Consider the following 15,849-nt stretch of genomic DNA (forward strand, 5'->3'; position numbering starts at 1 on the left):
GTCGGCTTGACAAACTACAAGCTTGTGATTCGGCGAATCCGCAGGTGGGCGCACGAAAACGCCCCTCCGGCCGGAGCCGGAGGGGCGTTTTCGCGAGTTCGGTGATTCAGCTGAGGACGAACGAGGCGACCACAGGCAGGTGGTCCGAGGCCGGCGTCACCGGTACGGCGGCCTTCGTCGGGCGCAGGCCCGCACTGTGCAGCTGGAAATCGATGCGCTTGGTCGGGTTGTCCGCCTCGATCGTGTAACCCGGACCCACACCGACCTCGGTCCAGGTGTCGTCGTACACCGCGGTCAGCGTCTTGATCTCCGGCTTCTCCGGCGTCGCGTTCAGGTCGCCGACGAGCAGCGTCGGCGTCCGCGATCCGCTGAGCAACTCGACCACCTTCTGCGCCTGCTCCAGCCGCTCGGCGTTGTTGTTGCTGGTCAGGTGCGTGTTCGCGAAGCGCAGTTCGGCGCCGCGGACCGTGAGGTCCGCCACCGCCAGGCCGCGCTGTTCACCGGTCGGGTACTTCGGCAGCAGCGTGTTGCTGAAGTCCTGGATCGGATACCTGGACAGGATGGCGGTCCCGTACTGCCGGCGCGGCTCTCCCGGGTTGACCGGGGGCAGATCGAGGTTCGCGGCGTACGCGTAGTGCATCTTCAGCCGCTGGGCGAACCAGGCCGGCTGGTCCACCCAGTTGCTCCGTACGTCCCAGTGCCGGTCGACTTCCTGCAGGCCGATCACGTCGGCCCCGGACTGCTCGATCAGGACGGCGATCCGCTCGAGATCGAGCACGCCGTCGATCCCCGCGCCGTGGTGGATGTTGTACGACATGACGGTCAGCGGCCGTCCCGGACGACCCGCGTCGGGCCGAGCCGCGGCAACGGTGGGAACCACCATCAGGCACCCCACGAGGATGGTCAGTAATTTACGCATGCATTCATCTTCCGGAAAACCGGCGACATCCGCACAACGAGCGAGTGTCGCCGGTTCGAACGTCAGTGCACGAGACGTCCGACGGCGCCCTTGGCTCCGGAGGCCCAGCACCCTGCTTGGATGCCGTGGCCGGCACATTCGACGCTGTCGAAACTGCCGTCGTAGAACTGCTTCCAACTGCGTCCGCCGTCGAAGCTGACATCACTCCCGGAGGGACCGACCGCGACGACAGTCGTGGGCGACCACGGGACGAAGTGCGACCCACTCCGGTAGCCCTTCGGCGCCTTGTCGGCCGGCACCAGCTTCCACGTGCGACCACCGTCGTCCGTGACCGACGCGGCGTTCACGGCCTCGTTCGGCTTGAGGAAGTCACCGCCGACCGCGACGCCGAACAACGTGTTCCGGAACGCCAGGCTGAAGATCCCGGCCGCCTCACCACTAGCCATCGGAGAGTCCGAGACCGTCCAGCGCCGTCCGCCGTCGACGGTCCGGAACACCCGCGGCCGATCGCCGCCACCGGTCGCGAACCACGCCGTACGACCGTGGCCGGCGACCAGGCAGGTGCCGCTCGCCGCGAACGCGAACTCGCCGGCGAGGGCGGCCGGCATTCCGTCGGTCGGCTGCACTTTCCAGGACTTTCCGCCGTCGGAGGTCGCCGCGATCCGGAACTTTCCGTCCACCGGATCGCTGAGCGCCAGGCCGTGCTTGTCGTCGTTGAAGGCGATGCAGTCGTAGAACGCGTTCGCGTCCGTGTTCCGGAACGTTTCCGACCAGGTTTTTCCGCCGTCGGCAGTTCGGTAGACCCGGGAGTCCTCGCCGTTCCCGATCGTCAGCGCGACCGCACGCCGCGCGTCGAAGGCCTCGACATCGCGGAACTGCAGCGCCTCCGCACCGGCCGGACTGACGTTCTCCCAGTGCTTCCCGCCGTCGGCGGTCCGCAGCACGGTCCCTCCGGTCCCGCCCACCCAGGCGACGTCCTTACTGACCGCCGCGAGCCCACGGAACTGCGCCGTCGTACCGGTCGGCGTCAGCTCCCACCGGTACGACGATCCGCCGTGAGCCTGGGCGGGCACGACCTGACCCATCAACAACAGACCTCCTGCCGCCAAAGCGGCCACACGCAGGATTCTCATGCGCCGCAATCTAACCTGCCGTCAGCTTGAAAGACTGTGCTGCGCTGCCGTTGCAGGTGAGTTGCACAAGTTGAGTGCTGTCAGCGATCGAGCCGTTCGGGACGGTCAGGCATTTGTTGCTGAGACGGCTGACGAAGTGGAAGTAGCCGCTGCCTTCGGAAACGGCCTGCCACTGCTGGTTGTTTCCGTTGCTGTACGTCCACAACTGGAGGCCGGCGTTGTCCGCGACGGACACACCGGTCACGTCGATCACCTTGGTGGCGTCGTTCCGGTTGTTGACCCGGGTGAACCCGCCGGACGTCGGCTGGAACTGGAACTGCTGCGCCTGCGTGCCGTTGCAGCTGTACTGCTCGATCACGGTCCCGTTGGCGGTCCCGGCCGCGCGGGCGTCGACGCACTTCCCGTTGGCCTTGTTCGCGATCGAATACCACGTCGTCGGCGACGGCTGGTCGACCGGCGGCGTCGTACCGGCGCCGCCGAGCCACTTCAGCGCGTCCATCATGAACTGGTTCTGCGCCGGGCTGTCGAAGGTCGACGAGAGCCGTGTGTTGGTCTCGTAGTTCATCGCGTTGTGGCCGAAGTTCGCGTAGATCATCTTGTAGTTCTTGTTGGTCCAGATGAGCGGGTAGTAGCCGCCGTACCAGGTCTGGTTCGGGTCTGTGCCGACCGGGAAGCTGGAGTTGTCGATCGATGCCAGGATCTGGATGTCGGGGTTGTTCCGCAGGTCGTTCTGCCAGCTGTACCACTCGCTGACCGACGACCGGAACGTCGCACCGGTATTCACCAAGGCCGGGTGCGAACGGTTCTCGGTCCGCAGGGTCACCGCGGTCGGACCCCAGGTGTTGGACTGGAACCGCCCCGTGCCGAGCAGCGTGTTGTTGAACCACGGCCAGCCACCACTGGCGTCGTTGTACGCCGCGACGTGAAAGCCGAAGAATGCGCCGCCGTTGTCCATGTAGTTCTTGAACCCGTTGCGCTGCGCGTCGGTATGCGGCGAGTCGTCGAGGAACATCACCACCTGGTACTGCGAGGCGCTCAGATTGTTGAGCTGGTCCCAGTTGTTCGTGGCCGTGTAGGTGAACCCGTTCTGCGCACCGAACTCCGGAAAGCGCTGGTTCGCCTCTTTCTCGAAGTCGATGTGGGCGGCGTCCCAGGTTCCGCTGTAGAACGCAAGGACCTTGAAGGTGGCTTGGACCTGGGCCGTCGCCGTGCTGGTCAGGCAACTGAGCAGAAGGGCAACGGCTAGCAGGAATGCGGGCAGGCGGAATCGATCGGAAAGCATGGGGGCGGACCTTTCCGTAAGAACGCTCTGTAAATTTCAGGGCTTAAATTAACTCCCGATCAAAGCCCTGTCCAGGGTTCATCGCCTGGCTGCCCAGAACGCTCAGCAACCGCAACTTCTCCGCACTCTCACTGCCCGGCTCCGCGGTGAAGACGATCAGGGTCTGCTGCTGATCGCGGTTGTCGATCAGCTCGCAGTACAGCTCCAGCTCGCCGACCACCGGATGCCGGTACCTCTTGGTCCGGCTGTGCGCGACCACCACCTCGTGCGCGTCCCAGACCTCGGCGAACTCAGGGCTCAGCTTCTGCAGTGCCCGCACGATCGAGGCGGCGTACGACTTCGGGCCGTCGACGGTCGCGGCCGTGCGCAGCATCGAGACGAGCAGCCGGCTGTGCGTCGACAGCTCCGGCTCCTGGTAGAGCGCCCGCTCCTCCGGATGCGCGAACCAGCGGTAGACCTCGCTGCGTTCCATCCCCTCGAAGTTGGTCAGCTCGCCGGCGAACGCGACGTGCGCCGGCGTCTGCGCGAGCACCTCGCCGCACCGGTTGAGCAGCATCGCGGGAGTGTCCTGCAGCCGGTCCAGGATGCGCAGCATGCCGGGGTCGACGTGGCAGGCCCGCGTCGTGCGCGGCGGCGTACCGTGACCGGCCAGCAGGAACAGGTGGTCGCGCTCCTCGAGCGTCAGCCGGAGTGCGCGGGCGATCGCACCGAGCATCTCGACCGATGGTTGCGGGCCGCGTCCACCCTCGAGCCGGCTGTAGTAGTCGGCCGACATCGACGCGAGCGCAGCCACCTCCTCACGGCGCAGTCCCGGCGTACGGCGTCGGCGGCCGCGGGGCATCCCGACGTCCTCGGGTTGCAGGGCCTCACGGCGTTTGCGCAGGAAGTCGGACAGGTCGGCGTACTCCATGACTCCAGTGTCCACGCGTCGCGCCGGTTAACCACTGCTTGCCGAGCAGTGGTTAAGTGCAGCCTGGTTGCCCGGAGCATCCGGTTCCACTCTGGAGCCATGAGAACAACAGGCAACACGATCTTCATGACCGGCGGTACGTCGGGTATCGGCCTCGAGCTCGCCCGGCGGTTCCGCGACCTCGGCAACACCGTGATCATCAGCGGCCGCCGCAAGGACCTGCTCGACATGATCGCCGCCGAGGACGGTATCGAAGGCATCCTCCTCGACGTCGCCGACCCGGCCTCGATCACTGCGGCGTTCGAGCAGGTGACCGGCACCCACGACGTCAACGTGCTGATCACGATGGCCGGCATCATGCAGGTCGAGGATCTCCGCGACCCCGCTCACCTGGACTCCGCCGAGCAGACCATCGACATCAACCTGCTCGGCACGATCCGCACCATCGCCACCTTCACGCCGTACCTGCTGAAGCAGACCGACCCGGTGATCCTGACGGTCTCGTCCGGCCTCGCCTCGGTGCCGCTGACGATCACGCCGACGTACAGCGCCACGAAGGCCGCGATCCACAGCTACACGCAGAGCCTGCGGATCCAGTTGGCGGACACCGGGATCCAGGTGATCGAGGTCGTCCCGCCCAAGGTCCGGACCGACCTGATGGACGGGGACGACGGCGCGGGGGCGATGCCGCTGGACGAGTACGCCGACGAGACCATCAGCCTGCTGCAGCAACAGCCGGATGCCGACGAGATCCTCGTCGACCGCGTCCGCTTCCTCCGCCACGCCGAACGCGAGAACCGCTACGACCAGGTCATCGGCGCCCTGAACTCACTCGCCTAACGCCTGTTCGATGCGCTCGACCTTCGCGGTCAGCTGGCCGGTGTACCCCGGCCGGATGTCTGCCTTGAGCACGAGGCTGACCCGCGGCGACGCCGCGGCAACCGCATCCACGGCCTGCTTCACCACCGCCATCACCTCGTCCCACTCGCCCTCGATGTTGGTGAACATCGCGTTGGTCTCGTTGGGAAGACCGGAGGCGCGGACGACGCGGACGGCCTCGGCCACCGCTTCGCTCACGCCCCCGGTCTCGTCACCGGCCGACGGGCTGATACTGAATGCGACGATCATGCATCTAGCGTCCCACTGGCGACGTCGTTTGCACGATGGCGGTGTCAGCGTGTAAAGGACGTTGCTAGTGGGGCGCTGAATTGTCAGGTCCCTCTTCGTTGGCGCGGCGTTCGGCGCCGGAGGTGGTGAGGAGGGCCTTCTCCTTGATGAAGAGGACGGCGACCAGGGCGAGGACCGCGAACGGGACCGACATCATGAACAGGTCCGCGGTCGCCGCGCCGTACGCGTTCTCGACGATCGTGCGTACCTCCGGAGACAGCTCCGCGATGTTCGGCACCGCGTTGCCGCTGCCGGACGACGCGCCGCCCGGGTTCAGCGTCTCGGCGACGTTGTTCGCCAGGATCGCGCCCAGCACACTGACGCCGATCGTGCCGCCCATGCTCCGGAAGAAGCTGACCGCGGACGTCGCCGCCCCCAGCTCCCGGGCCGGTACGTCGTTCTGCGCGGCGAGGACCAGGTTCTGCATGACCAGGCCGATGCCGACGCCGAGGACGATCATGAAGCTCCACAGCATGTACTTCGAGGTGTGCGCGTCGATCGTGCCGAACAGCGCCAGCCCGATCGGCAGCAGGACGCTGCCGACGACCAGGTAGATCTTCCAGCGGCCGTACTTCGTGATCAGCCCACCGGCGATCGTGGACGCGACCATCATGCCGAGGATCAGCGGCAGGCTCATCAGGCCGGCCTTGGTCGGCGTGTAGCCCTGCGCGATCTGGAAGTACTGCGCCAGGAACACCGAGCCACCGAACATCGCAACACCGACCAGTGCGCTGGCGATGACGGACAGCGTCACCGTGCGGTTGCGGAACAGGTCCATCGGAATGATCGGCTCGGGGTGCCGACGCTCGACCAGTACCGCGGCGATCAGCGCGACCACGGCGACCGCGACCAGTCCGAAGCTCCAGCCGGAGACCCACTCGAACTTGTTGCCGGCGAACGAGGACCAGACCAGCAGGGTGCTCACGCCGCCCATGATCAGGACCGCGCCCCACCAGTCGATCTTCACCTCGCGACGGACGGTCGGCAGCTTCAGCGTGCGCTGCAGCAGGACGATCGCCGCCAGCACGAACGGCACGCCGACCAGGAAGCAGGCGCGCCAGCCGAGCGGCGAGTCGACGAGGAAGCCGCCGAGCAGCGGTCCGCCGACGGTCGCCGACGCGAAGATCGCACCGAAAATGCCGGAGTACCGGCCGAGCTCGCGCGGCGGGATGATGGCCGCCATCACGATCTGCACGAGCGCGGTCAGACCGCCGGCGCCGAGGCCCTGCAGGACGCGGCTGCCCAGCAGCACCTCGATGTTCGGCGCGAAACCGGCGACCAGCGAGCCGATCACGAAGAAGCCCAGCGACAACTGGACCAGCAGTTTGTTGTTGTAGAGGTCGGCGAGCTTGCCCCACAGCGGCACGGTGGCCGTCATCGTCAGCAGCTCGAGGGTGACGACCCAGGTGTACGACGACTGACTCGCCCCCAGGTCGTGAATGATCCGCGGCAGCGCGGTGCTCACCACGGTGCCGGCGAGGATCGCCACGAACATGCCCATCATCAGGCCGGAGATGGCCTGGATGGTCTGCCGCGGCGTGAGTGTCGCCGTTTCGGTGGCGGTGACCTCACCCACGGGTTCCGGAGTGGGTGACGAGGTCGTCGTCATCAGGTGCCTCTCTTCTGGTGGTTCGGCCCGAAGGCGGCATCAATGCCTTGGGCAAGTAAATGGAAGGCTTCGTCGAGCAGGTCGCGGATCGGCCGGTCGGGAGCCGACTTGTGCAGCTCCATCACGACCCGGCAGGCGGCGCCGGCCGTGCTGACGATCAGGGCGGGACGGACCGATCCGGCCGGTTCGCCCATTCGCTCGGCGAGGGCGGCGGTCAGCTGCCGCTCGTCGTCGAGACTCGACAGCATCAGCTGGTACAGCAGGCTCGGGGAACTCATGATCAGCTCACCGCGGCGCGACAGCTGACCGTCGCTCTCCAGCTCCCGCAGTACGTCGTTGACGATGAGCCACATCGTGGTCAGCGGCGACTCCTCGGCCGGCGCCGTCCGCATCCGCTCCAGGGCCCGCTCGAGGTGCTCGGGGTTGCGCGCGAGGATCGCGTGCTCCTTGTGCGGGAAGTAGTTGAAGAAGGTCCGCACCGAGACGTCGGCCGCCTCGGCGATCTCCTCGACCGTGACCTGGTCGGGCCCCTTCTCCAGCGCCAGCCGCAACGCCGCATCAGCCAACGCCGCCCGCGTCTGCAGCTTCTTGCGCTCCCGCAACCCACCCTCTCCGTGACTCACACAGACCAGGGTACGGACAAACTTGCACCCACTGCAAACTATTAAACACTGCAACTTTGCAGCCGTGCAGCTTGACGCCTCGCAGCAGGACACGCTGACCCTGGGGCCGGTAGAATGTAGAGGCAGCCTCCGGCACGGTTCTCGTGTTCGGAGGCTTTTGTGTATGACGACTCTTCTCTACAAAGCCGCCGGTGACATCCGCGGTGACGACGTCCTGCCGCTCAACCAGCTCCGGGTGCGCTACCCGGACCTCTACGCGCGTGAGCTCGCGAAGTACGGCACCCGCCTGGAGACCCTGGACAACCCGGTCTACCCCCTCGACTGCTGCTGGGCCGACGTCGTGTTCCTCTCCCCCGTCCACCCGGCCCCGATCTTCGAGGCCATGCAAGAGTCCGGCCGGATCGGCCCGGTCGTGATCGACTACTGGACCCTCGACGCCGACCTCCTCGACCCGGCCCGCACCTGCATCCTCCTGAAGCGCCACGATCCCGAACTCCGCCCGCAACCGGCCGAGGACTTCATCCCCTACACCCCCGAGGCGGCCGCCGCACTGTCCACGCCCTCCGAGCGCGCCCTCCAACGGCTCCGCAACCTCAACGCCACCGAACCCCTCTACCCCTGGGCCGATATCCCCCACATCCTGCACCGCGGCCCGATCCCCCTCAGCGCGTTCCGCACGGCCGCCGGGAAGGTGGTCGGCCAGGGCGGGACCCTCCGTGGTGGTATCGATGCGCCATGAGTTTGTCGAGGCGTCGGATCGCCCTCCTGGCCGCGATCGTGGTCGCGATGGCGACAGCTTCGCTCGGTGGGGTCAACGGCTGGAACCGCTGGAAGTCGCGCTGCGCCGCGCAGGTGGCGGAGACGCCGGCGAAGGTCCTCCGGTCGATCCAGGCCGACCCGGCGGACCAGGTCGACCTCGGCCCGGTGGACAAGAGCCACCTGACCAACCCGAACGCCGCCCGCGGTGTCCTGGCCTCGGCCCGTACACCCGGTGGCGGGTTCCGGCCGGCGACCCACGTCCTCGTCGCCGGCGCCGACGGCCGGAGCCAGGACTCGGTGCAGCCGATCGGATCCGTCAACGGCGACCCGATCCTCGCGGCCGGTCCACCCGCATGGCTCGGCTCTGCTCTGCGGGGATCGGTCGTCGTACTCGACCGGAACACGGGTCAGGCCAAGTGGGGTCGCCAGTACTTCGGGGACGAGGTCCACGGGCAGCAGCGTCCCGGCCGGATGATGGTGCTGCAGTTGACCTCCCGCCCGATGGCAGCCTCCTTCGCCGACGCCGACGGGAGGCTCGAGTGGTGTACGTGGGTCGGCAAGGACCCGATCACGACGTACCGGGCGACTTTCACCTCCGACGTTTCCGAGGACGGTCAGCTGTACGTCGTCCACGAGCCGGCCGAGGAGGTCGGCGAAAGAAGTGTGCTGCTGTCCCGCATCGACTCCACATCCGGGAAGGTCGCCTGGGAGCAACCGGTCGGAGGCGTCGATCGGGTGAGCTCGCTGGACACCTTCGGCGATCAGGTCCTGCTCAGCCGCTGGGACCCGAAGATGTACGTCGACGATCGATGGAGGATCCTCAACGAGTCAAAGGATCCGGCGGCCGGCGCCCTTGTCGCCCGATCGGCAACGACCGGTGAGTCGACCTGGACGTACGCCGGACCGGACAGCTCCGGTTGGATCGTCAACGTCGTCGGGACCCAGGGTGACACCGCCGTCGTGGTTGCCCGCCGGTTGAAGGCGGACCCGAAGGGCGGCGGTCCGAGCGGCGACGCACTCAACCAGAGCTGGCTGATCGGACTCGACCGCTCCGGGAAGGAACGCTGGCGCCAGGACCTGGGCAGTGCTCTCGTCTACGACCTGGCCGCCGACTCCAAGCTCGCCGGTGACGTAGTCATCACCAAGGAGAGCAAGACGAGCGACCCGCAGCGTCTCGTGGCCCACGACCTCGCGACCGGCAAGGTCCGCTGGACCCGCGAGGCCAGCCGCTCGGTGCCCGAGATCAAACTCGACGTCTCCACCGTCGTCGGTGACCGCTTGGTGGCTGCCGGGACACGGCCCAGGGGCGGGCTGCGGAGCATCGACCTGGTCACGGGCAAGGAACAGGTCGTCCTCACCGATGGCGACGTACGGAACCTCGTCGGCGACGACACGTCGGTCACTTTCGTTGCGGACGGTCTCGTGTTCACCCTCGACCACGCCTAGACGCGACGAAGCCCAGGACACCGTGGCGTCCTGGGCTTCGTCGAACAACTGACGGCTGTTACTCGCCGACCAGCTGGTCGTAGTGCGTGGTGACCGATACGTGGCTCACACCGCCGTACACCTCGGGGATCTTGCCGTACGACGTGATCGCGGTCGCGGCCCCGTTCGCCTTGCTCATCGCGTACTGGTACCCGGACTGCGTGTCGTGGTCGACCGCCACGATCAGCGAACCGCCACGGGTACCGCAGCCCTGGACGACCAGGGACTCGTAGGCCGACCAGCCCGAGGAGCGGATCAGCTTCATCACCGGCTTGGCCCCGGCCGCGACCGGGATGTGGGCAGTCCACAGCGCACCGGCGTTGGTGGTCATCAGCAGGGTGTCGTACGTCGCGGTCTCGCTGATCACCGTCATCGTCTTGAAGCCACGGAAGCCCGGGATCGGGCCGAGCCCCCGGAAGCCGGTGCCGACCATCTGGTACCGGTACAGACTGCCGTTGGTGTTCAGGCCGTACAGGTACGCGTGCCGCGGGGTACCGACGCTGTAGTTGGACGTCGCGATCGACTTGAAGCTGGTCCAGCCCGGTCCGACCTTCTTGAAGGTCGGCACCCAGGCGCCGCTGTCACGCAGGTACGTCGTGTGCCGGTAGAGGTTCGCGCCCTGCAACAGCAGACCGTAGTAGTACACCTGAGTGCCGGTGGAGTTCACGGCGCCGTACCAGGTCGAGTCCGCGCGGGTGCCGACGAACTTGAACGGCGTGTCCGAGGCGGACTGGATGGGCCGCCCGGGCATGCTCAGGATCTCCTGCGCGGTGCCCGCGGCGGCCGGCGCCATCACGTCGCTGACACACGGCGCGTCGGCGGCGGCAGACTTGATCGTGTTCGGCGTGACGTTCTTGGCAAACGGGTGCTTCGGGTCGGTCTGCCCGGCGGCGACGGCCGGGACGGAACTGGCGGCCGCGGCGATCAGCCCGGCTCCGGCCAGTGCAAGCGCAAAGCGCTGCAGTTTCATACAGGTTCTCCTCTGGAAGCGCGTCGAAGAGTTCGAGCGCGCGTTGAACTGCGCCGAGCCCACCGATCAGGCGGCCGAGCCGGGCAGCAATGTGCACATCGTCGATGCCGCCCCTGCCGTTACAGGCTCGGTGATCTGCTTCACTTTCGGGCAACATGCATAGCTTTGCTATGTATATTGGTGGGTGTGATGGCAACTGATCTGACCGGCCTCGGAGTGGACATGGTCGTCGCGTCGACGCGGTTGGCGCGGCTGGCGACGCGGAACGTGAACACGCTGCCGCACGCCGCGATGCGCGTGCTGGGGCGACTGGACGAGCTCGGGCAGGCCCGGATCAGCGAGCTGGCCAAGGCCGACCGGTGTTCGCAGCCGACCATGTCCAACCTGGTCCAGCGCCTCGAGGAGCAGGGTTCGGTACGCCGCGTCCAGGACCCCGCGGACTCCCGCGCCAGTCTGATCAGCCTCACCGACGCAGGCCTCGCCGAGCTGCACAGCGCCCGCCACCAGGCCGGCGCCGCCTTGGCCGCGCACCTGAGTCAGCTCCCGGCGACCGACCTCACCACCCTCGAGGCCGCCGTCGCCATCGTCCACAAACTCCTCACCCTTGAACCCGTGGAGGACACAGCCCGGTGAGCACGTCGTCGTTCCTGAAGCAACCCAAGTCCGTCTGGGCGGTCGCGTTCGCCTGCGTGATCGCGTTCATGGGCATCGGCCTGGTGGATCCGATCCTCAAGCCGATCGCCGAACAACTGCACGCGAGCCCGTCCCAGGTCTCGCTGCTGTTCACCAGCTACATGGCGGTCATCGGTGTCGCGATGCTGATCACCGGCGCGGTCTCCAGCCGGATCGGCGCCAAGCGCACCCTGCTCATCGGCCTGGCCGTCATCGTCGTCTTCAGCGCGCTGGCCGGTTTGTCCAACAGCATCGGCATGATCGTCGCCTTCCGGGCCGGTTGGGGCCTGGGGAACGCACTGTTCATCGCGACCGCGCTCGCCACGATCGTGAACTCGGCCGCCGGTTCGGTCGCGGAGGCGATCATCCTCTACGAGGCCGCCCTCGGTGTCGGGATCGCGGCCGGCCCGCTGGTCGGCGGCGAACTCGGCACGATCTCCTGGCGCGGCCCGTTCTTCGGCGTCGCCGTCCTGATGACGATCGCCCTCGCCGCCACCGCGTTCCTGCTGCCCGCATCGCCGCCGGCAGGACGCCGTACGTCGGTCCTCGAGCCGTTGAAGGCACTACGGCACCGGTCGCTCGCGACCGTGGCGGTCACCGCGTTGCTGTACAACTTCGGGTTCTTCACGCTGCTCGCGTTCACCCCGTTCCCGCTGGCGATGTCGGCGCGGCAGATCGGGCTGATCTTCTTCGGCTGGGGCATCTGTCTCGCGTTCACCTCGGTGTTCGTGGCGCCGCGACTGCAGCGCCGGTTCGGCACCCTCCCGGTGGCGATGACCGTGCTGCTGCTGTTCGGCGCGGACCTCGCGGTGATGGGTGTCTACGCGCACCACAAGCCGGTGCTCGCGGCCGGTGTCATCGTGGCCGGCCTGTTCCTGGGCATCAACAACACGCTGATCACCGAGGCTGTGATGGCAGCCGCTCCGGTCGAACGCGGTACGGCGTCCGCGGCGTACTCCTTCGTCCGCTTCTCCGGCGGCGCGGTCGCACCGTGGCTGGCCGGCAAGCTCGGCGAAGAGTTCAACATCCAGCTCCCCTTCTACGTCGGCGCCTTCGCGGTCCTCCTCGCGGTCGGCGTCCTCGCCAGCGGCTGGCGGCCCCTCGCTCACCTCCGGGTCCCCACCGCCCACTCCGAGTCGGAAGCCGAAGCCCTCACCGCCGCCGACGCCTGACCCCTCACCCCACCCGATCCCTAGACGTTCAGCACACCGGAGTCCGAGGAGCGCGGTCAGGCGAGCCGGGGTTATCCCCAATGCCGTTCAGTCAACGCGTGGAGAGGCCGCTAATCCCTTAGTGGGAAAGAAATCGTCGGCATGTGCACATTTGTTTCCCAAGAGGCAGCCTCCACGATTCGGATATGAGACTCGCCCCACCCGATCCCGACCCGCCGGCCCCCTCTCCGGCGGGTCGTTCGCGTCTACGGACCGCCGACCATACCAAACGGTATGGTATGGTTTGGCCGTGGTCAGTCGGACGGAGTGGTTGGACGCAGGGCTCGAGTTGCTCGCGGCGGAAGGCGCGCCGGCGGTGACGATCGAGCGGTTGACCGGCGCCCTGGGGGTGACGAAGGGGTCGTACTACCACCACTTCAACGGGGCTTCGGGCTACAAGGCGGCCTTGCTGGAGTACTTCGAGGCGCGCAACACGACCCGGCTGATCGACGCCGTTGAGGACGGTCGTGACGCGAACGTGAAGCTCCAGCATCTGTTGCGGTTGGTGCTGGCCGACCCGGACAGCGCGGCCTTGGAGATCGCCGTACGCGCTTGGGCCTTGCAGGACAGCGAGGTGCGGGCAGCGCAGGAGCGGGTGGACAAGGCGCGAACGGCGTACCTGAAGAAGCTGTGCCGCGGCCTGGGTGCGGACGTGGACCCGGATCGGTTCGCGCAGTTGCTGTACCTGATTCTGATCGGCGCCGAGCAGGTGGTGCCGCCGATCGGCAAGCGGGACGTGCGGGAGATCTACGACCTGGTTCTCCGGCTGATCGACCAGAGGCTGATCGACCAGAGCTGATCGACTAGAGGAGCGCACATGCCGACCACATTGCACGAGCTCGACGATCTGGTGCCGGTTGTGGACGAGATCGATGTGAAGACGGGCCGGGGCGACGTCACGCTGCGCGAGTTCGTGGCGGGGGCGCTGGGGCACAGTCCGTTGTGGGTCAAGGGATTGTTCGCGGTGCGGATGGCGGTGGCCGCGGTCCTTCGCCTCGAGACCGCCGGCGTACCGGACTCGCGGCGCCTGCGGCCCGAGACGGTGAGCTTCACGCCGGGCGAGAAGAACGCGTTCTTCACCGTCGTGCGCGGCGAGGAGGACCATTACCTGCTGCTGAAGGTCTCCGACAACCACCTCGACGCGTGGCTGGCGTTCATCACGGACAACGAGCGGCCGGCGACGTTCAAGGTCGTGACGCTGGTGCAGTTCCTGCGGCCCGCCGGGAGGTTCTACTACAACCTGATCCGGCCGTTCCATCACGTCATTCTGCTCGGTATGTGCCGAGCCGGTGAGACGTGGCGCGACCGGCAGTGAGCGCCGCGGCGACCCCGACGACCACCAGCGCCGACGCGAAGATCAGTCCGAGGAGCCGCCACGGAATCGCCAACGCGGCCAGGCCGTAAGGCCCCGCCGCGATGCCCGCGAGCGCGGCCGCGGCGACCAACGATCCCAGCAGTACGCCGACCACCACAACGGTCCCGGACTCCACCAGCGCGACCATCACGACCTGCGCCCGCGTCAGACCGGCCAACCGTGACAGGTGGAACTCCTGCCGCCGGTCTGCGGTCGACATCACGACCGCGTTGACAACCGCGACCGCGGTGAAGATCCCGGCCAATCCCAGGAGCGCTGCGAACAGTCCCGAATTGCTGCGCTGCTGCGCCTCACCACGCGCCTCCGCCCACTGCTCGACCGACTGACCGTCCAGCGTCGCACCAGGCGCCAGCTTCACCAGCGTCTCGGTCCGGCCACCAGCCGGGAGCAGACTCCTCGGAACGAAGAAGTTCTCGCTCACATCGAGCGTCTCCGGCATGATCGCGACCACCATCACGGCGATCGATCTGTTGCCTAATGCAACCTTGAGGGTCGATCCGAGCCTGTAACCCTCGGCCGCCATCCCCGGCCCGATCGCGATCGTCCGCCCGGTCAGCCGATCCAGCGAACCTTTCCGCGGCCGCAGCTTGTGGGTCTGCTGGTACGCGGCCGGATCGATCCCGATCGCCTCCGAGTACAGCGTTTTCCGTCCGCGCGTCACCGCGATCGGTACGGCGGTCTGCGCCGAGGCCGCCAGGATCCCCGGTCCCGGACGAACGACGTGATCGACCACGACATCTGCCGTGATCAACTGTTCCTGCTCGACCCCGACCGCCTTCGCCAGCGATCCGAACGTGCCCCACAGCCCGATGACCAGCCCGACGAGCACGATCAACGGCGCCGCGGTCGCCGCGCTCCGGCGTACCGCGTGCAGCACGCCGGCCCGCGCGAGGTCCGCGATCAAGTTGCCACGGACAACGATCGCGAGCAGCCGGCCGACCAGTGGTACGACGACAGGGCTCAGCTGGCTCAACGCCACGGACCCGCTGATCATCACGACCAGCCCGATCATCAACCCGGCCACGAGATCCCGCGCCGCCTGTGCCACGATCACCAGCAGCACCGTGCCGAACGCGGCCGACAGTCCCCAGAACCACCGCCATCCCGTCATCACCCGCCGCGCTGCCTGTCCCTCGACGATCGCCTCGAGCGCATTGACCCGTGACGCCCGCCAGGCAGCAGCGAGTACGCCGGCCAACGCCGTACTCACGCCGACGATCATCGCCGCCCACACCGCGCCCTGGTCCCACGGCGCGTCGAACCACTCCGGCAGCATTCCCAACCGAACGAGCAACCACGACTGCGCCCAGGTCGCCAGCACCCCCAACGGCAGCCCGACCACACTGCCGGCCACCCCGAGCAGACCGGCCTCCGTCACGACCATCAAGCACAGGTAACCCCGCTGCGCTCCGACCAGCCGAAGCAGCCCGAACTCGCGCCGCCGTTGCACAGTCATGAAGCCGAACGTCGTGCTGACGATGAACACGCTCAGGAAAACAGCCAGCATTACTGACATTCCGAGCAATGTCGCGGCCCCGACGTACCCCTCGCGGATCTTGGCCCGCTCGTACGCCGACAGTCCAGCGGACAACACCAGCCTGTCGGTCGCGGCCAGCATCTGCAACCCGGACTGAACCAGCCCGACCCCGAGCGCAACAGCCACCACCGCACCGGCGAACAGCTGCCACCTGGTCCGCAGCGCCCCGGCAGATAACCTCAACATGCACTCAGCCA

At 67.4% G+C, this 15,849-nt stretch carries 16 protein-coding genes; 7 read left to right on the forward strand and 9 right to left on the reverse strand.

Annotated elements, in window-relative coordinates:
- Nucleotides 1–106 precede the first annotated feature (106 nt).
- The 4 genes from EV651_RS14970 to EV651_RS14985 all read right to left on the reverse strand — a co-directional run bounded on the left by EV651_RS14970 (nucleotide 107) and on the right by EV651_RS14985 (nucleotide 4,244).
- The gene (locus EV651_RS14970) at nucleotides 107–919 is read right to left on the reverse strand and encodes an endonuclease/exonuclease/phosphatase family protein (protein ID WP_133785793.1); all 813 of its coding nucleotides are present in this window, start codon (nucleotides 917–919) and stop codon (nucleotides 107–109) included.
- Between the two features lie 62 nt (nucleotides 920–981).
- The gene (locus tag EV651_RS14975; protein ID WP_133785794.1) at nucleotides 982–2,052 is read right to left on the reverse strand and encodes an oxidoreductase; all 1,071 of its coding nucleotides are present in this window, start codon (nucleotides 2,050–2,052) and stop codon (nucleotides 982–984) included.
- A 10-nt stretch (nucleotides 2,053–2,062) separates the two neighbouring features.
- Nucleotides 2,063–3,334, reverse strand: coding sequence for a ThuA domain-containing protein (locus tag EV651_RS14980; RefSeq protein WP_133785795.1), 1,272 nt, complete (start codon nucleotides 3,332–3,334; stop codon nucleotides 2,063–2,065).
- A 43-nt stretch (nucleotides 3,335–3,377) separates the two neighbouring features.
- Nucleotides 3,378–4,244 (reverse strand): helix-turn-helix transcriptional regulator, encoded by an 867-nt coding sequence (locus tag EV651_RS14985; protein ID WP_133785796.1) that lies wholly within the window; start codon nucleotides 4,242–4,244, stop codon nucleotides 3,378–3,380.
- Between the two features lie 99 nt (nucleotides 4,245–4,343).
- Between EV651_RS14985 and EV651_RS14990 the strand changes: the two genes are divergently transcribed.
- Nucleotides 4,344–5,084, forward strand: a complete 741-nt coding sequence (locus tag EV651_RS14990; protein ID WP_133785797.1) for an SDR family oxidoreductase — start codon at nucleotides 4,344–4,346, stop codon at nucleotides 5,082–5,084.
- On the opposite strand, the gene EV651_RS14995 is transcribed toward EV651_RS14990, so the two are convergent.
- The 3 genes from EV651_RS14995 to EV651_RS15005 all read right to left on the reverse strand — a co-directional run bounded on the left by EV651_RS14995 (nucleotide 5,073) and on the right by EV651_RS15005 (nucleotide 7,643).
- Nucleotides 5,073–5,372, reverse strand: coding sequence for a thiamine-binding protein (locus EV651_RS14995; RefSeq protein WP_133785798.1), 300 nt, complete (start codon nucleotides 5,370–5,372; stop codon nucleotides 5,073–5,075). The two genes, EV651_RS14990 and EV651_RS14995, sit on opposite strands and share 12 nt — an antisense overlap.
- A gap of 64 nt (nucleotides 5,373–5,436) precedes the next feature.
- Nucleotides 5,437–7,020, reverse strand: a complete 1,584-nt coding sequence (locus EV651_RS15000; protein ID WP_133785799.1) for an MDR family MFS transporter — start codon at nucleotides 7,018–7,020, stop codon at nucleotides 5,437–5,439.
- Entirely contained in the window at nucleotides 7,020–7,643 is a 624-nt protein-coding gene (locus EV651_RS15005) for a TetR family transcriptional regulator (RefSeq protein ID WP_238156895.1), read from the reverse strand. The genes EV651_RS15000 and EV651_RS15005 overlap by 1 nt, the downstream gene beginning before the upstream one ends.
- Before the next feature lie 163 nt (nucleotides 7,644–7,806).
- On the opposite strand from EV651_RS15005, the gene EV651_RS15010 reads away from it, so the two are divergent.
- Both EV651_RS15010 and EV651_RS15015 read left to right on the forward strand, forming a co-directional pair.
- Nucleotides 7,807–8,382, forward strand: a complete 576-nt coding sequence (locus tag EV651_RS15010; RefSeq protein WP_133785800.1) for a hypothetical protein — start codon at nucleotides 7,807–7,809, stop codon at nucleotides 8,380–8,382.
- Entirely contained in the window at nucleotides 8,379–9,848 is a 1,470-nt protein-coding gene (locus tag EV651_RS15015; RefSeq protein ID WP_133785801.1) for a PQQ-binding-like beta-propeller repeat protein, read from the forward strand. The genes EV651_RS15010 and EV651_RS15015 overlap by 4 nt, the downstream gene beginning before the upstream one ends.
- A gap of 58 nt (nucleotides 9,849–9,906) precedes the next feature.
- Here EV651_RS15015 and EV651_RS15020 read toward each other — a convergent pair whose 3' ends face one another.
- Nucleotides 9,907–10,857: a hypothetical protein gene (locus tag EV651_RS15020; protein ID WP_133785802.1), complete on the reverse strand. Its 951-nt coding sequence runs from the start codon at nucleotides 10,855–10,857 to the stop codon at nucleotides 9,907–9,909.
- 189 nt (nucleotides 10,858–11,046) lie between these two features.
- On the opposite strand from EV651_RS15020, the gene EV651_RS15025 reads away from it, so the two are divergent.
- The 4 genes from EV651_RS15025 to EV651_RS15040 all read left to right on the forward strand — a co-directional run bounded on the left by EV651_RS15025 (nucleotide 11,047) and on the right by EV651_RS15040 (nucleotide 14,055).
- Nucleotides 11,047–11,490 carry a MarR family winged helix-turn-helix transcriptional regulator gene (locus EV651_RS15025; protein ID WP_133785803.1) on the forward strand — a complete coding sequence of 148 codons (444 nt, stop codon included), beginning with the start codon at nucleotides 11,047–11,049 and terminating at the stop codon, nucleotides 11,488–11,490.
- Entirely contained in the window at nucleotides 11,487–12,701 is a 1,215-nt protein-coding gene (locus tag EV651_RS15030; RefSeq protein ID WP_238156896.1) for an MFS transporter, read from the forward strand. Before EV651_RS15025 ends, EV651_RS15030 begins: the two co-directional genes overlap by 4 nt.
- Nucleotides 12,702–12,990: 289 nt before the next feature.
- The gene (locus EV651_RS15035; protein WP_133785804.1) at nucleotides 12,991–13,539 is read left to right on the forward strand and encodes a TetR/AcrR family transcriptional regulator; all 549 of its coding nucleotides are present in this window, start codon (nucleotides 12,991–12,993) and stop codon (nucleotides 13,537–13,539) included.
- An 18-nt stretch (nucleotides 13,540–13,557) separates the two neighbouring features.
- Nucleotides 13,558–14,055, forward strand: a complete 498-nt coding sequence (locus EV651_RS15040; RefSeq protein ID WP_133785805.1) for a DUF2867 domain-containing protein — start codon at nucleotides 13,558–13,560, stop codon at nucleotides 14,053–14,055.
- Here EV651_RS15040 and EV651_RS15045 read toward each other — a convergent pair.
- A complete protein-coding gene (locus EV651_RS15045; protein WP_133785806.1) occupies nucleotides 14,003–15,838 on the reverse strand; it encodes an ABC transporter permease in 1,836 nt (611 codons plus the stop codon). The two genes, EV651_RS15040 and EV651_RS15045, sit on opposite strands and share 53 nt — an antisense overlap.
- Between the last annotated feature and the right edge of the window lie 11 nt (nucleotides 15,839–15,849).

It is taken from the genome of Kribbella sp. VKM Ac-2571, assembly GCF_004362255.1.
GTDB classification, from domain to species: domain Bacteria; phylum Actinomycetota; class Actinomycetes; order Propionibacteriales; family Kribbellaceae; genus Kribbella; species Kribbella pratensis.